The organism is Chryseobacterium sp. TB1-D10, assembly GCF_059803555.1.
This window is the reverse complement of the sequence record NZ_JAPFHB010000016.1, coordinates 1-17,943: the sequence shown is the minus strand read 5'-3', so window position 1 is coordinate 17,943 and position 17,943 is coordinate 1. Positions and strand designations below refer to the sequence as shown.

19 protein-coding genes, 1 rRNA gene and 1 other RNA gene are annotated in these 17,943 nt (G+C 35.4%); 13 read left to right on the top strand and 8 right to left on the bottom strand.

All coding sequences use genetic code 11. From position 1 onward, the window contains the following. The first annotated feature begins 1 nt into the window (after window position 1). Together OPU68_RS17230 and OPU68_RS17225 are read left to right on the top strand one after the other, a co-directional pair. Window positions 2–1,261 carry a protein O-mannosyl-transferase family gene (locus OPU68_RS17230; protein ID WP_498475179.1) on the top strand — a complete coding sequence of 420 codons (1,260 nt, stop codon included), beginning with the start codon at window positions 2–4 and terminating at the stop codon, window positions 1,259–1,261. A gap of 62 nt (window positions 1,262–1,323) precedes the next feature. Beyond that, the gene (locus OPU68_RS17225) at window positions 1,324–1,977 is read left to right on the top strand and encodes a DUF937 domain-containing protein (protein ID WP_498475178.1); all 654 of its coding nucleotides are present in this window, start codon (window positions 1,324–1,326) and stop codon (window positions 1,975–1,977) included. Between the two features lie 53 nt (window positions 1,978–2,030). On the opposite strand, the gene OPU68_RS17220 is transcribed toward OPU68_RS17225, so the two are convergent. After that, entirely contained in the window at window positions 2,031–2,216 is a 186-nt protein-coding gene (locus OPU68_RS17220; RefSeq protein ID WP_034969534.1) for a 30S ribosomal protein THX, read from the bottom strand. Window positions 2,217–2,543: 327 nt separating this feature from the next. Here OPU68_RS17220 and aspS point away from each other — a divergent pair, with 327 nt between their 5' ends. From aspS to OPU68_RS17200, 4 genes are all read left to right on the top strand, one after another. Then, the gene (gene aspS, locus OPU68_RS17215; RefSeq protein WP_498475177.1) at window positions 2,544–4,298 is read left to right on the top strand and encodes an aspartate--tRNA ligase; all 1,755 of its coding nucleotides are present in this window, start codon (window positions 2,544–2,546) and stop codon (window positions 4,296–4,298) included. 35 nt (window positions 4,299–4,333) lie between these two features. Next, the gene (locus tag OPU68_RS17210; protein ID WP_498475176.1) at window positions 4,334–4,873 is read left to right on the top strand and encodes a hypothetical protein; all 540 of its coding nucleotides are present in this window, start codon (window positions 4,334–4,336) and stop codon (window positions 4,871–4,873) included. Between the two features lie 43 nt (window positions 4,874–4,916). Next, entirely contained in the window at window positions 4,917–7,091 is a 2,175-nt protein-coding gene (gene recQ, locus OPU68_RS17205) for a DNA helicase RecQ (protein ID WP_498475175.1), read from the top strand. A gap of 87 nt (window positions 7,092–7,178) precedes the next feature. Then, the gene (locus OPU68_RS17200; protein WP_498475174.1) at window positions 7,179–8,144 is read left to right on the top strand and encodes a Fic family protein; all 966 of its coding nucleotides are present in this window, start codon (window positions 7,179–7,181) and stop codon (window positions 8,142–8,144) included. A gap of 33 nt (window positions 8,145–8,177) precedes the next feature. Here OPU68_RS17200 and OPU68_RS17195 read toward each other — a convergent pair whose 3' ends face one another. After that, complete coding sequence (locus OPU68_RS17195) at window positions 8,178–8,906, bottom strand: SDR family NAD(P)-dependent oxidoreductase (protein WP_498475173.1); 729 nt, start codon at window positions 8,904–8,906, stop codon at window positions 8,178–8,180. 148 nt (window positions 8,907–9,054) lie between these two features. Between OPU68_RS17195 and aroC the strand changes: the two genes are divergently transcribed. The 4 genes from aroC to OPU68_RS17175 are packed head-to-tail and all read left to right on the top strand — an operon-like array spanning window position 9,055 to window position 12,023. Next, window positions 9,055–10,116, top strand: coding sequence for a chorismate synthase (gene aroC, locus OPU68_RS17190; RefSeq protein ID WP_498475172.1), 1,062 nt, complete (start codon window positions 9,055–9,057; stop codon window positions 10,114–10,116). After that, window positions 10,116–10,682 carry a thioredoxin family protein gene (locus OPU68_RS17185; RefSeq protein WP_498475171.1) on the top strand — a complete coding sequence of 189 codons (567 nt, stop codon included), beginning with the start codon at window positions 10,116–10,118 and terminating at the stop codon, window positions 10,680–10,682. Before aroC ends, OPU68_RS17185 begins: the two co-directional genes overlap by 1 nt. Window positions 10,683–10,687: 5 nt before the next feature. Then, window positions 10,688–11,446, top strand: coding sequence for a hypothetical protein (locus OPU68_RS17180; protein ID WP_498475170.1), 759 nt, complete (start codon window positions 10,688–10,690; stop codon window positions 11,444–11,446). 19 nt (window positions 11,447–11,465) lie between these two features. Then, window positions 11,466–12,023 (top strand): TlpA family protein disulfide reductase, encoded by a 558-nt coding sequence (locus OPU68_RS17175; RefSeq protein ID WP_498475169.1) that lies wholly within the window; start codon window positions 11,466–11,468, stop codon window positions 12,021–12,023. A gap of 105 nt (window positions 12,024–12,128) precedes the next feature. On the opposite strand, the gene yajC is transcribed toward OPU68_RS17175, so the two are convergent. The 5 genes from yajC to OPU68_RS17150 form a co-directional block, all read right to left on the bottom strand. Beyond that, window positions 12,129–12,458 carry a preprotein translocase subunit YajC gene (yajC, locus tag OPU68_RS17170; protein WP_498475168.1) on the bottom strand — a complete coding sequence of 110 codons (330 nt, stop codon included), beginning with the start codon at window positions 12,456–12,458 and terminating at the stop codon, window positions 12,129–12,131. An 8-nt stretch (window positions 12,459–12,466) separates the two neighbouring features. Next, window positions 12,467–12,970, bottom strand: coding sequence for a DUF1573 domain-containing protein (locus OPU68_RS17165; protein ID WP_498475167.1), 504 nt, complete (start codon window positions 12,968–12,970; stop codon window positions 12,467–12,469). A gap of 21 nt (window positions 12,971–12,991) precedes the next feature. Then, window positions 12,992–13,897 carry a transcription antitermination protein NusB gene (locus OPU68_RS17160; RefSeq protein ID WP_498475166.1) on the bottom strand — a complete coding sequence of 302 codons (906 nt, stop codon included), beginning with the start codon at window positions 13,895–13,897 and terminating at the stop codon, window positions 12,992–12,994. 83 nt (window positions 13,898–13,980) lie between these two features. Then, window positions 13,981–14,664 (bottom strand): DUF8845 family protein, encoded by a 684-nt coding sequence (locus tag OPU68_RS17155; RefSeq protein ID WP_498475165.1) that lies wholly within the window; start codon window positions 14,662–14,664, stop codon window positions 13,981–13,983. Further along, entirely contained in the window at window positions 14,657–15,151 is a 495-nt protein-coding gene (locus OPU68_RS17150) for an RNA polymerase sigma factor (protein ID WP_063970253.1), read from the bottom strand. The genes OPU68_RS17155 and OPU68_RS17150 overlap by 8 nt, the downstream gene beginning before the upstream one ends. A 270-nt stretch (window positions 15,152–15,421) precedes the next feature. On the opposite strand from OPU68_RS17150, the gene OPU68_RS17145 reads away from it, so the two are divergent. From OPU68_RS17145 to rnpB, 3 genes are all read left to right on the top strand, one after another. Next, window positions 15,422–15,790 carry a hypothetical protein gene (locus OPU68_RS17145; protein WP_498475164.1) on the top strand — a complete coding sequence of 123 codons (369 nt, stop codon included), beginning with the start codon at window positions 15,422–15,424 and terminating at the stop codon, window positions 15,788–15,790. 2 nt (window positions 15,791–15,792) lie between these two features. Further along, complete coding sequence (locus OPU68_RS17140) at window positions 15,793–17,154, top strand: M64 family metallopeptidase (RefSeq protein WP_498475163.1); 1,362 nt, start codon at window positions 15,793–15,795, stop codon at window positions 17,152–17,154. 26 nt (window positions 17,155–17,180) lie between these two features. Beyond that, window positions 17,181–17,493, top strand: an RNA gene (gene rnpB, locus OPU68_RS17135) — RNase P RNA component class A. A gap of 377 nt (window positions 17,494–17,870) precedes the next feature. Here the strand turns inward: rnpB and rrf are convergent. Continuing rightward, window positions 17,871–17,943, bottom strand: a 5S ribosomal RNA gene (gene rrf, locus OPU68_RS17130); the annotation flags it as partial.

Below are 17,943 nucleotides of genomic sequence, written 5' to 3'. Positions count from 1 at the left end.
TATGACCAAAAAAACTACCGCCTTTTTAATTTTCATTACTTTTTTCATTATTTATTATGCCGGCAGTTTTTCCAAAATATCATTTGGAGACTGTATTGGATTTGTTCTGGATGTAGAAAAACGGGAATTTTTGCCCGATTTTATGCCGCTTACGCATTTCCTTTATATCAACACGGCTATTTTTTTTACAAAATTTCTGGGTGCGGACAGCGTTTTTGTAACGCGCATGATGTCTGTCGTTCCGGCTGCGATTACTGTAAGCTTAGTTTTTGTTTTGATAAAAGAATTCATTAAAGAAGACTGGATTGCTGTCATGTCCACCTTCATTTTTGGCTTTTCTTTTACTTTTTGGCGAAGTGCGGAAACTGTGGAGGTTTATACTTTTAATGCGCTTTGGATTATTTTATTTCTGGTTTATTCTGTGAAATCGCTGAAGAATGATTCTAAGAATTACATTGTCATTGTTGGTGTCATATTGGGATTGAGTCTCTGGTCTCATATTCAGAATATTATGTTGATTCCTGCGTATTTTGTTTTGCTTTATTTATTAAGATCTGATCGAAAAAAAGCATATATTTCTTTGATATTGTTCATTCTGTTTTTTTCATTCATGTTTTTCGTAAACAGTCTTCACAACTTTGAGCCAAAATTTGTATTCGCATCAAAAAAAGGACATTGGGTACAAGATACCTTCGACCAGAGTTTTATGGATTTGGTGAAAGATATAGTTAAAGCAACTGCATTTTTGATCTATAATTTTAATGTTTTTATTCTGTTCAGTGTTGGAGGAATCGTTTATTTATACAAAAACTTCAAAACAGAATCTCTTTTTCTTTTCACGGCTTCACTTTTCACATTAGGATTTGCTACTTTCTATGCAGTTTCTGACAACTATGTTTTTTTTATTCCTTTTTACATTGTTTTCACTTTGCTTATTGCTTCGGGGATAAAAAAATTAAGCTCAAAATATGCTGTCAGAAAACTAAGATTTACGCCCGTTTTAATTCCGATATTTTACATTTGCAGTCTTTATATCGTTTCTTTAACGCCTCAAGGGCAGAAATTCCATAAAGAAAAACTATACAAAGACGGGCTCACTTATTACATGCTTCCCTGGCTTCACAACAATATCGGTTGTATAGAATTCACACTAAGAGATGGCCAGACAAAGGATCATATCATCGTTCTGAAAGAATCATCCAGAGAGTTTATAGAACTTCGGAAGAAATACCAATCGATGGAGGAAATTCGTAAACTTTAAAAATTTTAATAACAGATATCTCTCATTTTTTTTATCTTTGATTTAAACAAAAGACATAAATTATGAGTTTATTAGACCTTATCACAGGAAGTACAGGCAACCAGGTTGCAGAACAAGCTGAGAACAAATTCGGAATCAGCAAAAATCAGATTATTGCACTTTTGATAGTTGCAGCACCTTTGGTCATCAGCTATTTGAAGAAAAAATCAGAAAATTCTGACGAAGCAGACAAACTAAATGCAACCCTCGACAAACACCACGACGGAAGCATATTAAACAATCCTGCACAAGCACTCGACAGAGAACAGGAAGGAGATTCTATCTTAAGTCACATCTTCGGCGGTGAAAAAGCAAATGTAGAAAACCAACTGTCTCAAAACACCGGAATTTCTATGGACAAAATCGGTCCAATCTTAGCAATGTTAGCGCCAGTGATTATGGGTTACATCGGTCAGCAAAAACAAGCCAACAACGTCACTTCTGGCGGTGGATTGGGAGATCTACTTGGTGGAATTCTTGGTAATTCTGCTCAGGAATCTCAGGCATCCAACAATCCTTTGAGTGATATTTTGGGAAGCGTACTTGGTGGCGCAACGCAATCACAAGGAGGCGGATTAGGCGATATTCTTGGAAGCGTTTTAGGAGGAGGAAATCAACAACAACAATCTCAGCAAGGCGGACTTGGCGGATTGCTAGGCGGACTTTTCGGAAAATAAATAATTACATAACAAATACAAATCGGGCTCGTAAAATTTACGAGCCCGATTTTTTATTTTTCTTCCGTTTCCTTTGGTTTTTCAGCCTTCGCTTTGGTCGCTTTCGGCTTTGGTTCTGCCTTTTCTTTTGCTGGCTTTTCCGCCACTACTACAGGTTTCGAGGTTTTTCTAAGTCTGGATTTTCCATAACTTCCTCGCGCGATTTTTCCTTTGGTAGATTTTTGGTCTCCTCTTCCCATAATAATTAAATATTTGATTTCCACTAAATTACAACAATATTCCGAGACCACCAACAATTAGGGCGTGTCCCTCGCCAACGCTTTTTCCACCGCTCGGGCCGGGCTATCCGTTACTATCTTTTTTTCCATCCGCTCATTCCATCCGCCAAAAAAAGGATATCCACTACTATCCCTCACGCGCTTCGCCAAGATTCATACTTTTGGATACAAATATGGACAATTATGTCTTTTTTTGTATTTTTCCTTATTCATATTATTATCTTTGCACTCGGAAATTGGACGACTAAATGTCTAATCTCTAAAGTCTAACATCTAACATCTAAAAAAATGTTCCGTACACACACAAACGGCGAACTGACGCTGAAAAATCTGAATGAAAAAGTAACACTTTCCGGCTGGGTACAAACCATCCGCGACAAAGGTTTTATGATTTGGATAGATTTGCGAGACCGTTACGGAATAACCCAATTGGTTTTGGACGAGGACAGGACTTCCAAAGAACTTTTGGAAACGGCTAAGAAATTAGGCCGTGAATTCGTCATCAAAGTTGAAGGAACCGTTATCGAACGTACTTCCAAAAACCCAAAGATTGCAACGGGCGACGTAGAAATCTTAGTTGAAAACCTTACAATCTTAAATGAATCTCAACTGCCGCCTTTCACCATCGAAGACGAAACAGATGGCGGCGAAGAATTGAGAATGAAATACAGATACCTCGACATCAGAAGAAATCCGGTAAAAGACAAACTGATTTTCCGTCACAAAATGGCGCAGAAAGTGAGAAATTATCTTTCCGAAGAAGGCTTCATCGAGGTTGAAACGCCGGTTTTAATCAAATCTACTCCGGAAGGAGCGAGAGATTTCGTGGTTCCGAGCAGAATGAATCCGGGACAATTTTACGCATTGCCGCAATCGCCACAAACCTTCAAACAATTGTTGATGGTTGGCGGAATGGACAGATATTTCCAAATCGTGAAATGTTTCCGTGATGAAGATTTGAGAGCCGACAGACAGCCGGAATTCACCCAAATCGATTGCGAAATGGCATTTGTAGAGCAGGAAGATATTATGAATGTTTTCGAAGGAATGACGAAAGTTCTTTTGAAAGACATTACCGGAAACGAATTCGGAAATTTCCCAAGAATGACCTTCGCCGATGCGATGCAGAAATATGGAAACGACAAACCGGACATCCGCTTCGGAATGGAATTTCACGAACTGAATGACTTAACAAAAGGAAAAGATTTCAAAATATTCGACGATGCAGAATTGGTTGTCGGAATCAATGTTGAAGGTATTGCAGATTACACCAGAAAACAAATCGACGAATTGGTAGATTGGGTAAAACGCCCACAAATTGGCGCAACAGGATTGGTTTGGATTAAATTTCAAAATGATGGCGTTGTAACTTCTTCTGTCAACAAATTCTATTCTGAAGAAGATTTAAAGAAAATCACAGAGGAATTTGGAGCAAAAGCTGGAGATTTAATTTTCGTAATGTCAGGAAACGCAGACAAAGTGAGAACGCAACTTTCCGCTTTGAGAATGGAACTTGGAAACCGTCTCGGACTCAGAAAAGGAAACGAATTTGCACCACTTTGGGTTGTAGATTTCCCATTGTTGGAATTCGACGAAGAGTCCGGAAGATACCACGCAATGCACCATCCTTTCACCTCTCCGAAAACCGAAGATTTTCACCTTTTGGAAACTGACCCAGGAAAAGCAAGAGCCAACGCTTACGATTTGGTCTTGAACGGGAACGAAATTGGTGGTGGTTCTATCAGAATTTTTGATAGAGATTTACAATCGAAAATGTTTGATCTTTTAGGATTCTCAAAAGAAGAGGCCGAAGCGCAATTTGGATTCTTGATGAACGCCTTCAAATACGGCGCTCCGCCTCACGGAGGTTTGGCGTTCGGATTTGATAGATTGGTCGCAATTCTTGATGGAAATGAAGTGATTAGAGATTACATCGCATTCCCGAAAAATAATTCCGGGCGAGATGTGATGATTGATGCGCCGGCGCCGATTCATCAGGAACAGCTTACGGAGTTAGAATTGAAATTAGATTTAAAATCATAAATTAGAAGCGAGAATTTTTTTCTCGCTTTTTTGTTATGGAAACAGCGATTTTATTTTTATATTATTTGAGATATATTGCAATTATATCTTTAATAATTTCAATCTTTCCAATTGTAAAAGCTATTGGTTTTAGACGCGTTAATGATATATATCCAATTTTAGAAGATTACAACTTATATACAAATCACAATGTTGCTTCAATATTAATAATTCTCATCATCGTAGCATTCACTGTGCCTGATATTTTAGTTGAAAAAAAATACGAAAGCACACTAACCAAAAACAAAATCCTATCAGTCGAAATAGAAAATCAATTTTATTACGAAAATGAAATTCTCAAACAATTTTATCCTAGTAAATTGGAAAAATTTCAAATTTCAGCAGAGAGATTAAAGACTAAAGAGGAAATTTACGGTTTTCTTCATTTAGAAAATAAAAAAACGTTACCTTTAAAACTTGTTGAAATCGAACATTTTCCTACAGATACAATCATAACCTATAAAGTTATTTCAAGACAATTTCCAAGGATAGATAAGGAAGTAGGATTAATCCAATCAAATATTATTTATCGGTAAAGGAGAATTTTATTATTTTTACTAAAACACAAAATTTTAAATGATGAAATCTCCATTAGAAATATTACAACAATATTTTGGCTACGACAGTTTCCGCCTCGAGCAAGCGAACGCAGTTGAAAATGTAATTTCGAAAAAAGACACCTTTGTTTTGATGCCAACAGGAGGTGGAAAATCGCTTTGTTACCAAGTTCCTGCATTGGTTTTGGAAGGAACTGCCATCGTCATTTCTCCGTTGATTGCTTTGATGAAAGACCAAGTTGATGCGTTGCGCGTGAACGGAATTTCTGCGTCGTACATCAATTCTTCGATGTCTGTTTTTGAGCAAAATGAAACTTTAAATCAATTAAAAAACGGTCAGCTCAAACTTTTATATGTTGCGCCAGAAAAATTGAGTTCAGATAATGGTGCGTTTTTAAAATTGCTGAATGAGGTCAATATTTCCTTGTTCGCGGTAGATGAGGCGCATTGTGTTTCGCATTGGGGTCACGATTTTCGTCCGGATTATTTATTTTTAAATGGAATTAAAAAGCAATTTCCACACGTCCCAATCATCGCATTGACGGCAAGTGCAGACGAAATCACGCGGAAAGACATTATCAAACAATTGAATCTTCAAAATCCGTTGGTTTTGATTTCTTCTTTCGACCGAGCGAATATCAAATATTTTGTACAGCCAAAACAATCTGTCTTCCAAAATATCATTCAATATCTCAATGAGCATCCGAACGATTCGGGAATTATCTACTGTTTATCGAGAAAAGGAACGGAAGAAATGTCTAATAATCTGAGAGAAAATGGCATCAATTCCGCTTTTTACCACGCTGGAATTTCTTCCGTGGAAAGAGCGAAAGTTCAGGAAGATTTTTTGAAGGATAAATCCCGGGTAATGGTTGCTACGATTGCCTTTGGAATGGGAATCGACAAGAGCAATGTCCGTTTTGTGATGCACGCAGATTTACCCAAAAATATCGAAAGTTATTATCAGGAAACGGGAAGAGCTGGGCGAGACGGCTTGCCGAGTGAAGCGATTTTGTTTTATTCATTTGCTGATGTGATAAAATTGAGGAGATTTGCAATGGTAGAAGGCAACGAGGAGCAATCTGAACTGATGTTGCAGAAGCTAAAACAAATGTCCGACTTTGCCGAAATGCAAAAATGCCGACGACAATATCTGATGGAATATTTCGGCGAAAAACACGATGGAAACTGCAATTCCTGTGATTTTTGTTTAAGTGAATTTGAAACTTGGGACGCAACAACTGATGCTCAAAAATTATTGAGCGCGATTTTTAGACTCAAAGAACGGTACGGAAAAAACTTAATCATCGATTTTCTGCGAGGTTCCAAAAGTGTGAAAATCACAGACTATATGCGCAGTTTGCCAACTTACGGCATTGGAAACAATCAGGATAAAAATTATTGGCAAAACTTGATAAGACAATTGTTGATTAATGGTTTTTTGAGTGAGTCAAATGAAGAATTTTCGGTTTTAAAACTGAATGAAGAGAGCAAATTGGTTTTATTTAAAGATAAAAAAGTCACCTTCGGAAAAGTAAAAGAACAAGCCAAAGCCGTGATTGTTGCTGAAGTTGAGAACGAATATTCAGCTCCAGACTTTGATGCAAATGAAGATTTATTTGCGGAACTAAGAACTTTAAGACGAGAAATCGCCGAACGAGAAAATGTGCCGCCGTATGTTATTTTCTCAGATGCGACTTTGCTGGAATTGTCAACTTATCTTCCCAATACTAAAGAAGAATTAAGTCAGATAAGCGGTTTCGGTGCTTTTAAAATTGAAAAATATGGGGAAATATTTCTTCCAACTATTTTAGATTATTGCAACGTTCATCATTTGAGTAGTAAAATTGTTGAGAAAAAACCGAAGAAAAGACGAGAACCTAAAAATACCAATACGAAGACATCTGGAACTTTTGCGACGACTTTTGAATTGTACAAAGACGGAAACAATGTAGAACAAATCGCTAAAATCAGAAATCTTTCTATCAACACCATTCAAAATCATTTGGCAAATTTTGTTGCCATTGGAAAAATAGAAGCTGACGAATTGATTGATATGAGCAAGATAGAACCGATTATTGAAATTGCAAAAGCTCAAAACATTCCATCCTTAAAAGCTATCAAAGAGGAATTAGGCGAAGGATTTTCTTATTTTGAAATCCATATTGCGTTGGCTTATCATAAATCTCTACAGTAAATTTTATTCTCAAAAATAAATGTTAATATCGGATAAATCCATTTTTAATTTTAACCGATATTAAAAATTAAATTGTAATTTTGTGGTATGAAATGGCAAGAATATCCATATCACTTTGAAGGCCTTGAAAAACAACTCGAAAGAATTCAGCAAAAAAAAACTGAGTTGGACAAGTTGCGCCCAATTCCAACTTACGCCTTGAAGAGCATTAAGGAAAGTCTGATGATAGAATGGACCTACAATTCAAACAGTATTGAAGGAAATACTTTGACGCTTCAGGAGACCAAAATGGTTATCGAAGAAGGTTTTACCATCAAAGGAAAATCTTTGCGAGAACATTTTGAAGCCGTAAATCACCAAGAAGCGATTGAATTGGTAGAAAGTTTAATATCGGATAACTATATTTTGAAGGAAACCGATATTTTGAATATCTACGAATTGATTCTTCAGAAAATTGAAAAAGATTTTGCAGGTCGTTTCAGAACTTCTGGCGTTCGGATTTCCGGAGCGAATTTTGTTCCGCCAAATGCTCTGAAGATTGACGAATACATTACGGAATTGACAGATTGGACAAACAATTCAGAAATGAATATCATTTTAAAATCTGCCATTTTTCATCATCGTTTTGTTTGGATTCATCCGTTTTTTGATGGGAATGGACGAACAGCGCGTTTGCTTTTTAATTTGCTGTTGATGAAAGAAGGTTTTCCGCCTGCAATCATCCTTAAAAATGACAGAAAAAAATATTATGATGCTTTGAATTCTGCTAACAACGGAAATTACGCAAAAATCGTGTTGCTCATTTTGCAAGCCTTGGAAAGAAGTTTGGATATTTATCTCGGTTCACTCAACAATACTTACGATGATTACCGTCCTATTTCTAACATCATTGAGGAAGAAAAGCTACCCTACGGTCAGGAATATGTGAGTTTGCTTGCAAGGCAAGGCAAGATTGATGCTTTCAAAGAAGGCCGAAACTGGTTGACAACGAAAGAAGCGGTTTTGGATTATATTGAAAAACGTGATCGAAAACGAGTTTTGAAAACATATTAAAATAAGAAAGCGAGAAAATATTCTTCGCTTTTTTTATGGTAACTTCGCGACAAGAAATTCCGGAGACAATTTCAAAATCCAATAGATGATTTTCCATTTCCAGTTCGGAACGATGGAGAATGAATTTCCGGCATTCACAATATGTTTCGCCACATAATCCGGTTCCATTAATAAAGATTTGTTCAAATTCAAACCAGCATTGATTTTGGTATTGATGTAACCGATAACCAAAACATTGACTTTAATTTTTCTTGAGTTAAGTTCTTGCCGAAGTCCCGCTAAATATTGTGTAAAAGCTGATTTTGTACTTCCGTAAACGAAATTACTTTTCCGCCCACGAACACCTGATAAAGATGACAAACCAATAATCCTTTCTAAATTTTTATTATTAATATCTGTCACAATAATATTTAAAATAGAAACTGCTCCGATGTAATTGGTTTTCATCATTTCAAAAGTGCCTTCGAAATTTTTCAAAGCTTCTTGATTTTCAACCAAAAAACCTGCTGCGTAAACAACTATATTTGGTTTGATGGATAATTCATCATAAAATTTTTGATGCGAAGAAAAGCCCGTTGCATCAAAAAATTTGATTTCAACTTTTGATTTATCTAATTGATTTTCATTGATGAAATTTTCCAAAGAAGTCAGATTTCTGGAAGATGCGATGATGGAAAATCCTTTTTCCAAGTATTGCAAAATACATTGTTTCGCCACATCCGAATTGGCACCGAGAATCAAGACCGTTTTGTTGAAATTCATATCGTAAAAATAGAGATTAGAAGTCAGATTTTAGATATCAATACATTTTAAAATCCGTAAATTTGTTGTTATTTAAGAAATCAGAGCATTTAGAAAATATATTTAGTTTAAAATCTAACCTCTAATTTCTCACATCTAACTTCTATTTATGTTTAATGTTTTAGGAAACTTTTTGACGCTTTCTTCGTTCGGCGAAAGTCACGGAGAAGCTTATGGCGGAATTATTACCAATTTTCCTGCTGGTCTGGAAATAGATATAGAGAAAATTCAGCTGGAGCTTGACCGCAGAAAACCCGGACAATCTGCGATTGTTACGCAAAGAAAAGAAGGCGATAAAGTTCGATTTCTATCCGGAATTTTTGATGGAAAATCTACAGGAACGCCAATTGGTTTCATTGTAGAAAATGAAAATCAACGTTCCAAAGATTACGACCATATTGCCCAAGCTTATCGTCCAAGTCACGCCGATTATACTTACGATCAGAAATTCGGGATCCGTGATTACCGTGGTGGCGGAAAATCTTCTGCTCGTGAAACTTTGAATTGGGTTGTTGCAGGTGCATTAGCAAAACAACTTCTTCCCGAGATTGAAATCAATGCTTATGTTTCTTCGGTTGGTGAAATATTTTGTGAGAAACCATATCAGGCTTTGGACTTTTCTAAAACCGAAAGTAATATCGTTCGTTGTCCCGATGAGGAAACGGCGGAGAAAATGATTGAAAGAATCAAAGAAATCAAAAAAGAAGGTAATACGATTGGCGGAACTGTGACTTGTGTTATCAAGAATGTTCCGGTTGGATTGGGCGAACCGATTTTTAATAAACTGCACGCCGAATTGGGAAAAGCAATGCTGAATATCAACGCCTGCAAAGGTTTTGAGTATGGTAGTGGATTTTGTGGTGCGAAAATGACAGGAAGTGAACACAATGATCTTTTCAACGAAGATGGAACTACAAAAAGTAATCTTTCCGGCGGCATCCAAGGTGGGATTTCGAATGGAATGGATATCTATTTCCGGGCAGCTTTTAAACCAGTTGCTACGATTCTTCGCCGGCAGGAAAGCATTAATAAAGATGGCGAATCTGTGACCGTAGAAGGAAAAGGAAGACACGACCCTTGCGTGGTTCCGAGAGCGGTTCCGATTGTGGAAAGTCTTGCGGCTTTTGTTTTGGCAGATATGTATTTAATTAATAAAACCAGAAAAATATAATGGACATCAAATCATTTTGGGACAACGCTGTTTCTTATACAGATTATCTAACAAATGCTGGAGAAAGACTGGGAAATCCGACGGACTCACACGAAGCAGATTATGCAGAATATTACAGATTGGGAATCCAGAGAATGAACAGAATGTGGGAAAAATATCTTCCAAACTCTGAACAGGTTGCAACTTTAGCTAAGAAAAACTTCAATGGGAAAATATTAATTATATCAGAATCCTGGTGTGGCGATGCAAGTCAGGTAATTCCGGTTGTGGTTAAGTTTTTTGAACAATTCGAAATCAGGATTTCTTACCGTGACCAGGAACCAAGTTTGATTGATAACTATTTGGTAAACGGCGGAAAGTCGATTCCAATTGTGATTTTCCTTGATGAAAATTTCAACGAGATTGCACATTGGGGACCGAGACCAAAACACGGAACCGAACTTCTGAATAAGCATAAAGCGAATCCTGAGGAATTCACAAAAGACCAATTCTATGTGGAGTTGCAGACTTATTATGCGAAAAACAGAGGTTTCGATACCATTGCAGAACTTCTTGAAATCATTTAAAAAAAATGAAAAAAAGTTTCTTTTTAATATTATTCTTTTTGACTTCGCATTTTGCGTTTTCCCAGGTTGGAAATTTGCCCAAGACAGAAAATTTTTTCATTGATAAATATCGAAAAATATCGAATGAGCAAGACTCGGAAGTAAAAGCAAATCTTTCACTAGATTATTTCGAGACCTTTAAAGATTTTCTTTCTAAAAATCCGAAAACTTTTAATTACGATTTTCAGAAAGTTAAAAAAGAGTCAGGTTTGTCGGTTGCGACTTCCAAAGATGGTAAATTGAGATTCTATTCTTGGGACACCCAAATGGGCGGCACAATGAAAAATTTCGCACAAATTATTCAGTTTCAATCCAATGGAAAAGTTGTTACGATTTCAAATAATTCTGATCGTGATGCTTATTTTGTTTCGAATATATTTGATGTCAACCTTAATAATAAAAAATATTACCTCATAATTTCCAACGGAATTTTTTCTACGAAAGATGCTTCGCAAGCCGTTCAAGCTTTTAGAATAGAAAATTCAAAATTGATTGATACGGATAAAATCTTCAAAACTAAAAAAGAAACTTTGAACAGAATTGAGTCCTCTTTTGATTTTTTCAGCGTTGTCAATCGTCCGGAACGTCCTTTGGAATTGATTACATTTGATGATAAATCGAATTCTATTTATATTCCTTTTGTTAATGAGAAGGGAGAAGTGACCTCAAAAAGATTGGTTTATCAAAAAAAAGGAAACTATTTTGAATACAAAGGAATTCAATAAAATTTAAATTTATAATAAAATGAATTTTCTGAAAAAAAATATAATCTATATTGTTCTAGTCGTTGTTTTATCAGCTTTTTCATTGATAAAACCGCTTCGTGATTTTGTCTCAGAACAAATTTCGATGAGTCCTACTGTGTCGAAAATCAATAATGAAACCTTACTTCCTGATGAGGTTTTGGATATTGATTTAAAAGGTATCAACACAACCAGTACGAATCTGAAAAACCTGCGTGGAAAGGTTTTGTTCTTGAATTTTTGGGGGACCTGGTGTCCACCTTGCAGAACTGAATGGCCTACGATTCAGAAACTATATGACCTGAAAAAAGATAAATTGGAATTTGCCCTGATTGCGATGCAAGATCAGGAGGAAGATGTGAAAAAATTCCTGAAAGAAAATAATTATACGGTTCCGGTTTATATTGCAGAAAGTCCATTAGACCCTAAAATTTTACCTGTTGCTTTCCCAACTTCATATCTGATTGGAAAAGACGGAAGAATCCTAAAAAAGGAAGATAGCTCGATGGATTGGAGCAAAGATTCTATTTTGGAATTCATTGATAATGTAACAAAGTAATTCGCTTTTGGCTAACTACTTTTGGTTATTAGCTTTTTAAAATTTACCTCACAAAAAAGACGCGAAACTTAATAATTTCGCTCCTTTTTTTATTTATAAAAATTCTTACTTCTTAATTTCTCCGAAAGTTTCCGGGAATCTTGCAGCGGTGAAATCTTTAGAAATAGCTGCTTTTTCGAACTTCAGTTTTCCACTTAAAGTTTCAATTACGACTCCATCATCTGCAATGCTGAAGATTTTGCCGTGCATTCCGGACGTAGTCACTACTCTTGCACCTGGTTTCAAAGCTTCCTGGAAATTCTTTTCCTGCTTCTGTTTTTTCATCTGAGGACGAATCATCAGGAAGTAAAATCCCACGACCATCAACCCGATCATAATCATCGTCGGCATCATGGATTGTTGAGGCGCTGCGGCTTGTAAAAATATTGTTAGCATAATTTGTATTATTGAGTAATGTTAGCTGAGAATGTCAATCTTACTGGTGCTTTTTCTACGTTTACGAAAACATCTGCCACTTTGTTAACAGCGCCATCGAAGTTTGTAGAATCGAAATGTAATGTAATTTTCCCTTTTTTACCTGGTAAGATCGGTTCTTTTGTAAAGTCAGGAACTGTACATCCGCAACCTGGTTTTACGTTAGAAATGATCAAAGGATTTGTTCCTGTATTGGTCACTTCGTAGATATGTTCTACTTTTTCTCCTTTTTTGATATCGCCAAAGTTATGATCTGTTTCGCTGAAGGCAATAGTTGTCAATGGTTTGCTTTGCGCTTCTTTTACCAAGGCTGCATCTTCAGGATTTACAGATTCCTGAGACATTGCTTCAACCACAGTTTTTGCCTGAGCAGAATCTTCTCCGGGAATATGATCCAAAGTTTTTTCTTCTTTTTTACAAGAAAAAGCTAATGTGCAAAGTGCTGCGATAACGATAATTTTGATTGATTTCATATAGATTTATTTTGAAATTAATTATACTCGGTTTGTGTCTTTAGTATATTTGTCCAGAACACCGTTGATAAAGATATTGGATTTTTCGGTTCCGTAGACTTTGGATATATCAATATATTCATTAATAATAATTCTGGAGGCTGTAAGAGGAAAATGGTCAAGCTCTGTAATGGCTGCAATCAGAACGATCCTGTCCAAAAGAGAAATCCTGTCCAATTCCCAATTCACCAAACGTTCCTGCAGTTTTTTCTCAGATTCTTCCCAGTTGTTCAGAGAAGATCTTAGAAGTTTTCTTGCAAATTCCTCGTCTTCATCGTCTTTCAGCATTTTGATAAGTGTATGAGAAGGTTCATTTTCTTTCATAAAACCAATAGTCTTCTGAATCATAGAATTTGAAATGTGAAGATCATCTGCCCATGACATTTCTTTTTCTTCGAATCTGTCGTGCAGATCACTGTTTTCAGCAACATATCTTAGGAAAAGTTTACCAATGAATTTTTGATCATCCTCGAAAGAGATTTCACCGTCTTCCATATAATCCTGGTAACGTTTTCCAGCTTTGATACGTTGAAAAGTTTTTACCAAAATCGGATCATTGGAATCCCAAATCAAGTCTTTGTGTTTGCTGGAGAAACTTCGTCTTTCTTCGTTATCTTCTAACTGAATCAGGATTTGGTTTCTTACTAATTTTTGATTTGGATTTTCGTTCTCCGTAGTTTTTATGTATTTGTTTTTCCCAATTTCTATTTGATCCTCTGTCAAACTCTTGAGACCAACCATAAAGTTGAGTGTGTAGATGTACAGATTGTAGATTTTGTTGATTTCTGAGAACATATTTTTCTCAACAACTTCAAACCTAATCGGGTTTTGATAATAAGAATAGAGCGATTCTACAATTTTTTCACGGATTTGTCTTCTTCCCAGCATTTCAAAGATCTTTTATTGGGTGCAAAGATAAGGAAAATGTCTGAAATCTTAGTCTAATGATAATCAATATTCTATGACATTTATTAAGCTTTTTCGGAATCGATTTTCTCAAGTTGTTTCAGATTTACAGACAATCTTTTTAATAAAAGTCCGTACGCTAATTTGTAATAAAGCAAAATCAAAATAATACAGATTAATAAACTGAAAACCACACCGGTTACCAATCCCCAGAAAGTAGGATTATCAACGTGAATATTTTGTTTCTTGATGGTAAAGACCAAAAAACTTGTGAAACTTCCGATGAACAGGATCAGCAAAAATATATTACTGAATATAAAGAGATTAACTGTCTTTTTGAAATGGATGATGTGAGTGATAAACTTTTTGAGGTTGGACTCTACATTTATTTTTTTATAATTCAGGTAGAAAATTACAACGAAAATTCCGGTTATGATCAAACTGAAAATCTTCATCAAATAATAAATTTTATCTAATGAAAACTCAACTTCATTTTGATTTCTGATCTGGAGCTTATTAAGAATACTTGTAAAATCCGTTTGAAAATCTGTAGAAAACAGCGCCAAGAAATTGATTAATCCAAAGATTACAAATTCGGCAATGCTGATCCACAGAATATACTTGACGTAGTTTCTGGATTTTTTGTTAAGCATAGATTCGATTTCGTTCTGATCATAATCATCAGCAATTTCCTGATCCTGCCAGGTTTTTTTTAGAGAATCGATATCAAAATCTTCTGAGTTAGGCATGCTTTATCATTAATTCTTTTAAAATTTTCTTCAATCTGTTCATTTTCACGCGGGCATTCACTTCTGTTATCCCCAGCGTTTCAGCAATTTCTTTGTAAGGTTCGTCGTCCAGATACATCATCACTATCGCTCTTTCTACGTCTGGCAGAAGCTTTATAACCTTGTAAAGTAAAGAGATTTGCTGTTGTTTTTCGTCATTATCTTCTAGATAATCTTTACTGTGGAAATCCTGCAATTCATCGGTTTGTGGCTGTCTTGTTTTTTTTCTGAATAATGTGATCGCCGTATTCAAAGCCACACGATACATCCACGTCGAAATTTTTGAATTACCCTGGAATGAGTCGTAGGATTTCCAAAGTTGTAACACAATTTCCTGAAAAAGATCTTCCTGATCTTCCAGAGAATGGGTATAAAGGCGCGAGACTTTGATAATAAGCCCTTGATTATCCTTTATTAATTTAGAAAATGCTTTCTGTTTGTTCTCCATTCCGGAAACGAAGATAAGGATTTATTCCGTTTTTGTGAAACAACACTTATTAATGTAATAATCAAAACCATTCAGATTAAAAATTATCAAATTGATAAGTAATTTGGATTTTAAATAGACATTAATTATTATATTTGATCCATGATCATTAATAAAACTAACAAAATTCTTTTTTATTCCCTTCTGACTGTGATATTGGCATGCACAAATCAATCAGCAGTTCATTCTTCAGCAGAAAATCAAAGGACAAATGAAAATGTTAAGCCTCAAATGGTCTATCTATTCTTCGAAGTTGAAAAATCTGCTGATGGAAAAGATATTGTGCAATTAACAGATAAAAAAGTATCTGAAGGATTTTTCAAGAATGAAGACTTTGGAACTGCAAAAGACATCACCAACAGTTTTTATAAAATAATTCTGTTTGACAAAAATGATCAAATCTTTAAGACATCAATTATTGACAATCCATTATCTCCTGTTTTTGAATCTTACACCGAAAGTTCAATGGAAAAGCAAATCGGAAAGTTATCCAAAGCTGAATTTTTCTATCGCTATAATGATTCCGGGAATATCTCAAAATTAGAAATCCATAAATCCGAAAATGATAAATCGTTTTTAATCTTCACTCTAAAATTATAACTATGAAATATTTTTATTTACTGTCTTTTTTGTTTTTTAATATAGCAAATGCACAATTATTTGATTTGATTCCACTTTTAGAAAACGGAACCAAAGACAAAAGAATCAATTTGGTAATTTTAGGCGATGGTTACACTGCTTCTGAGCAATCTACCTTTTTGGCAGATGCAACATTTGTCTCAGATTATTTGATGAATAAGCAGCCATATTCTAATTACAAAAATTACTTCAATGTCTATGCACTCAAAGTGATTTCTTTAGAAAGTGGTATAAAGCACCCGGGAACAGCCTCTGATGTTACGGAGCCTGTAATTCCTATTTCCAATCCCAATAATTATCTGAGTACATCTTACGATACTTCCGGAACACATCGTTGTATATACGGTAGCGTGAATAAAGTAACCCAGACATTAGCTGCAAATATGCCTGAGTTTGATATCGCTTTGGTTTTAGGAAATGATACCGAGTATGGTGGCTGTGGAGGAACTTATGCTTTCCTGTCAAGAAACGAGCAGGCTCCGGATGTAGCTTATCACGAGTTGGGACATTCATTCGGAAAATTGGCAGATGAATATTGGTTTTCTGGTTCTGGCGAATCTCCAAATAAGACTAAAACGCTTGATCCTGAAACAATCCGCTGGAAAAACTGGCTGAATACAGGAAATGTTGGCATCTATCAATTTGCAGAAAATACGGCATGGTATCGTCCACATCAAAACTGTGAGATGCGTTATCTGAACAGGCAATTTTGTAATGTTTGTAAGGAAACTTTGGTCGAAAAAATTCACACTGTCAAAAACCCTATTGATAGTTATCTGCCGTCCAATTCTGCTACGATAACGACAAACCAGGTGATTGATTTATCAGTCAATTTAATCTTCCCAATTCCTAACACATTAAAAAATGAATGGAAACTTAATAATGCTAATGTCGCTACAGACGTAAGTAATATTACGATACAATCCTCTCAACTTAACTTAGGAACAAATAATATTCTCTTTAGCGTTTATGATAATACGGATATGGTAAGGACTAATAATCACAGTACCATTCATCTTTCCACTATTACATGGACGATTAACAAAACACAGCTCGGTGTTTCTGATATAAAAAGTGATGAATACAATTTTATTCTTTATCCAAATCCAGCCGAAGACTACATCATTGTAGAAAGCAAATCGATATTCAATGAAAAAATTGATGTGGAAATACTAGATAATTCCGGTAGGCTTATTAAGAAACAAACTATAAATTCTAGTAAGCAGGATAAGATTGATATTTCTAAATTAAATACTCAAACTTATACTATCAATGTATACAAAAAAGGAGCGCATATTTTATCTAAAAAAATGATTAAAAATTAAGGTAGAATTGAGTACTTTTGCTGTTCAGAGAAGCGTGACTTGTTGATTCAGATTCATTCTGGGTAGGAAAGTCCGGACACCATAGGGCAGCATAGCGGATAACGTCCGCCATTCGTGAGAGTAGGACAAGTGCAACAGAAAGCAAGTACAGTTCGGCTGTAGTGAAACCAGGTAAACTCTATGCGGTGCAATGATAAGTATATCGGTTCTTTTCAGTAATGAAAATAGGAGCGGCTCGTTCTGAAAACCGAGGGGTAATCAGCTAAAGTTTTGCAGCAATGTAAGACGCAGATAAATAACAAGTCTCGACAGAATCCGGCTTACAGCGCTTCTCTTTTTTCTTAATATCTAAATATTTCTTAAACCAAAATTTCGTTTAATAAAATATCCATTTAATTCTACATAATATTCTAATTATCGCAATTGCCGAAAAGCTAGATGCCTAAGCATTTCAACCTTCGAAAGTAAATTATTCTATTGCTATTTCTCATTAATACTAAAGAATTAAATTCTGATAAATTCTGACATAATCTGTCTTATTAAAATTTAGATAACAAAATTAATAATTACTAAGTTTTGAGTGGTTTCTCAAGTTTTTCAAACTGAATTAGTTTATTTCATTTTTTCTACTAAAAGCAACTCCCTAATTCAATAATCCTTTATGGGTATATACCAAAAAAAGCTCCTCATCAAATGAATGATGAGGAGCTTAAAAAAACTGGCGGCGACCTACTCTCCCGCTTTCGCAGTACCATCGGCGCTAGAGGGCTTAACTTCTGTGTTCGGAAT

Coding starts and splice junctions, on each gene's coding strand:
- OPU68_RS17230 (WP_498475179.1), top strand. CDS start 2: ATGACCAAAAAAACTACCGCCTTTTTAATTTTCATTACTTTTTTCATT.
- OPU68_RS17225 (WP_498475178.1), top strand. CDS start 1,324: ATGAGTTTATTAGACCTTATCACAGGAAGTACAGGCAACCAGGTTGCA.
- OPU68_RS17220 (WP_034969534.1), bottom strand. CDS start 2,216: ATGGGAAGAGGAGACCAAAAATCTACCAAAGGAAAAATCGCGCGAGGA.
- aspS (WP_498475177.1), top strand. CDS start 2,544: ATGTTCCGTACACACACAAACGGCGAACTGACGCTGAAAAATCTGAAT.
- OPU68_RS17210 (WP_498475176.1), top strand. CDS start 4,334: ATGGAAACAGCGATTTTATTTTTATATTATTTGAGATATATTGCAATT.
- recQ (WP_498475175.1), top strand. CDS start 4,917: ATGAAATCTCCATTAGAAATATTACAACAATATTTTGGCTACGACAGT.
- OPU68_RS17200 (WP_498475174.1), top strand. CDS start 7,179: ATGAAATGGCAAGAATATCCATATCACTTTGAAGGCCTTGAAAAACAA.
- OPU68_RS17195 (WP_498475173.1), bottom strand. CDS start 8,906: ATGAATTTCAACAAAACGGTCTTGATTCTCGGTGCCAATTCGGATGTG.
- aroC (WP_498475172.1), top strand. CDS start 9,055: ATGTTTAATGTTTTAGGAAACTTTTTGACGCTTTCTTCGTTCGGCGAA.
- OPU68_RS17185 (WP_498475171.1), top strand. CDS start 10,116: ATGGACATCAAATCATTTTGGGACAACGCTGTTTCTTATACAGATTAT.
- OPU68_RS17180 (WP_498475170.1), top strand. CDS start 10,688: ATGAAAAAAAGTTTCTTTTTAATATTATTCTTTTTGACTTCGCATTTT.
- OPU68_RS17175 (WP_498475169.1), top strand. CDS start 11,466: ATGAATTTTCTGAAAAAAAATATAATCTATATTGTTCTAGTCGTTGTT.
- yajC (WP_498475168.1), bottom strand. CDS start 12,458: ATGCTAACAATATTTTTACAAGCCGCAGCGCCTCAACAATCCATGATG.
- OPU68_RS17165 (WP_498475167.1), bottom strand. CDS start 12,970: ATGAAATCAATCAAAATTATCGTTATCGCAGCACTTTGCACATTAGCT.
- OPU68_RS17160 (WP_498475166.1), bottom strand. CDS start 13,897: ATGCTGGGAAGAAGACAAATCCGTGAAAAAATTGTAGAATCGCTCTAT.
- OPU68_RS17155 (WP_498475165.1), bottom strand. CDS start 14,664: ATGCCTAACTCAGAAGATTTTGATATCGATTCTCTAAAAAAAACCTGG.
- OPU68_RS17150 (WP_063970253.1), bottom strand. CDS start 15,151: ATGGAGAACAAACAGAAAGCATTTTCTAAATTAATAAAGGATAATCAA.
- OPU68_RS17145 (WP_498475164.1), top strand. CDS start 15,422: ATGGTCTATCTATTCTTCGAAGTTGAAAAATCTGCTGATGGAAAAGAT.
- OPU68_RS17140 (WP_498475163.1), top strand. CDS start 15,793: ATGAAATATTTTTATTTACTGTCTTTTTTGTTTTTTAATATAGCAAAT.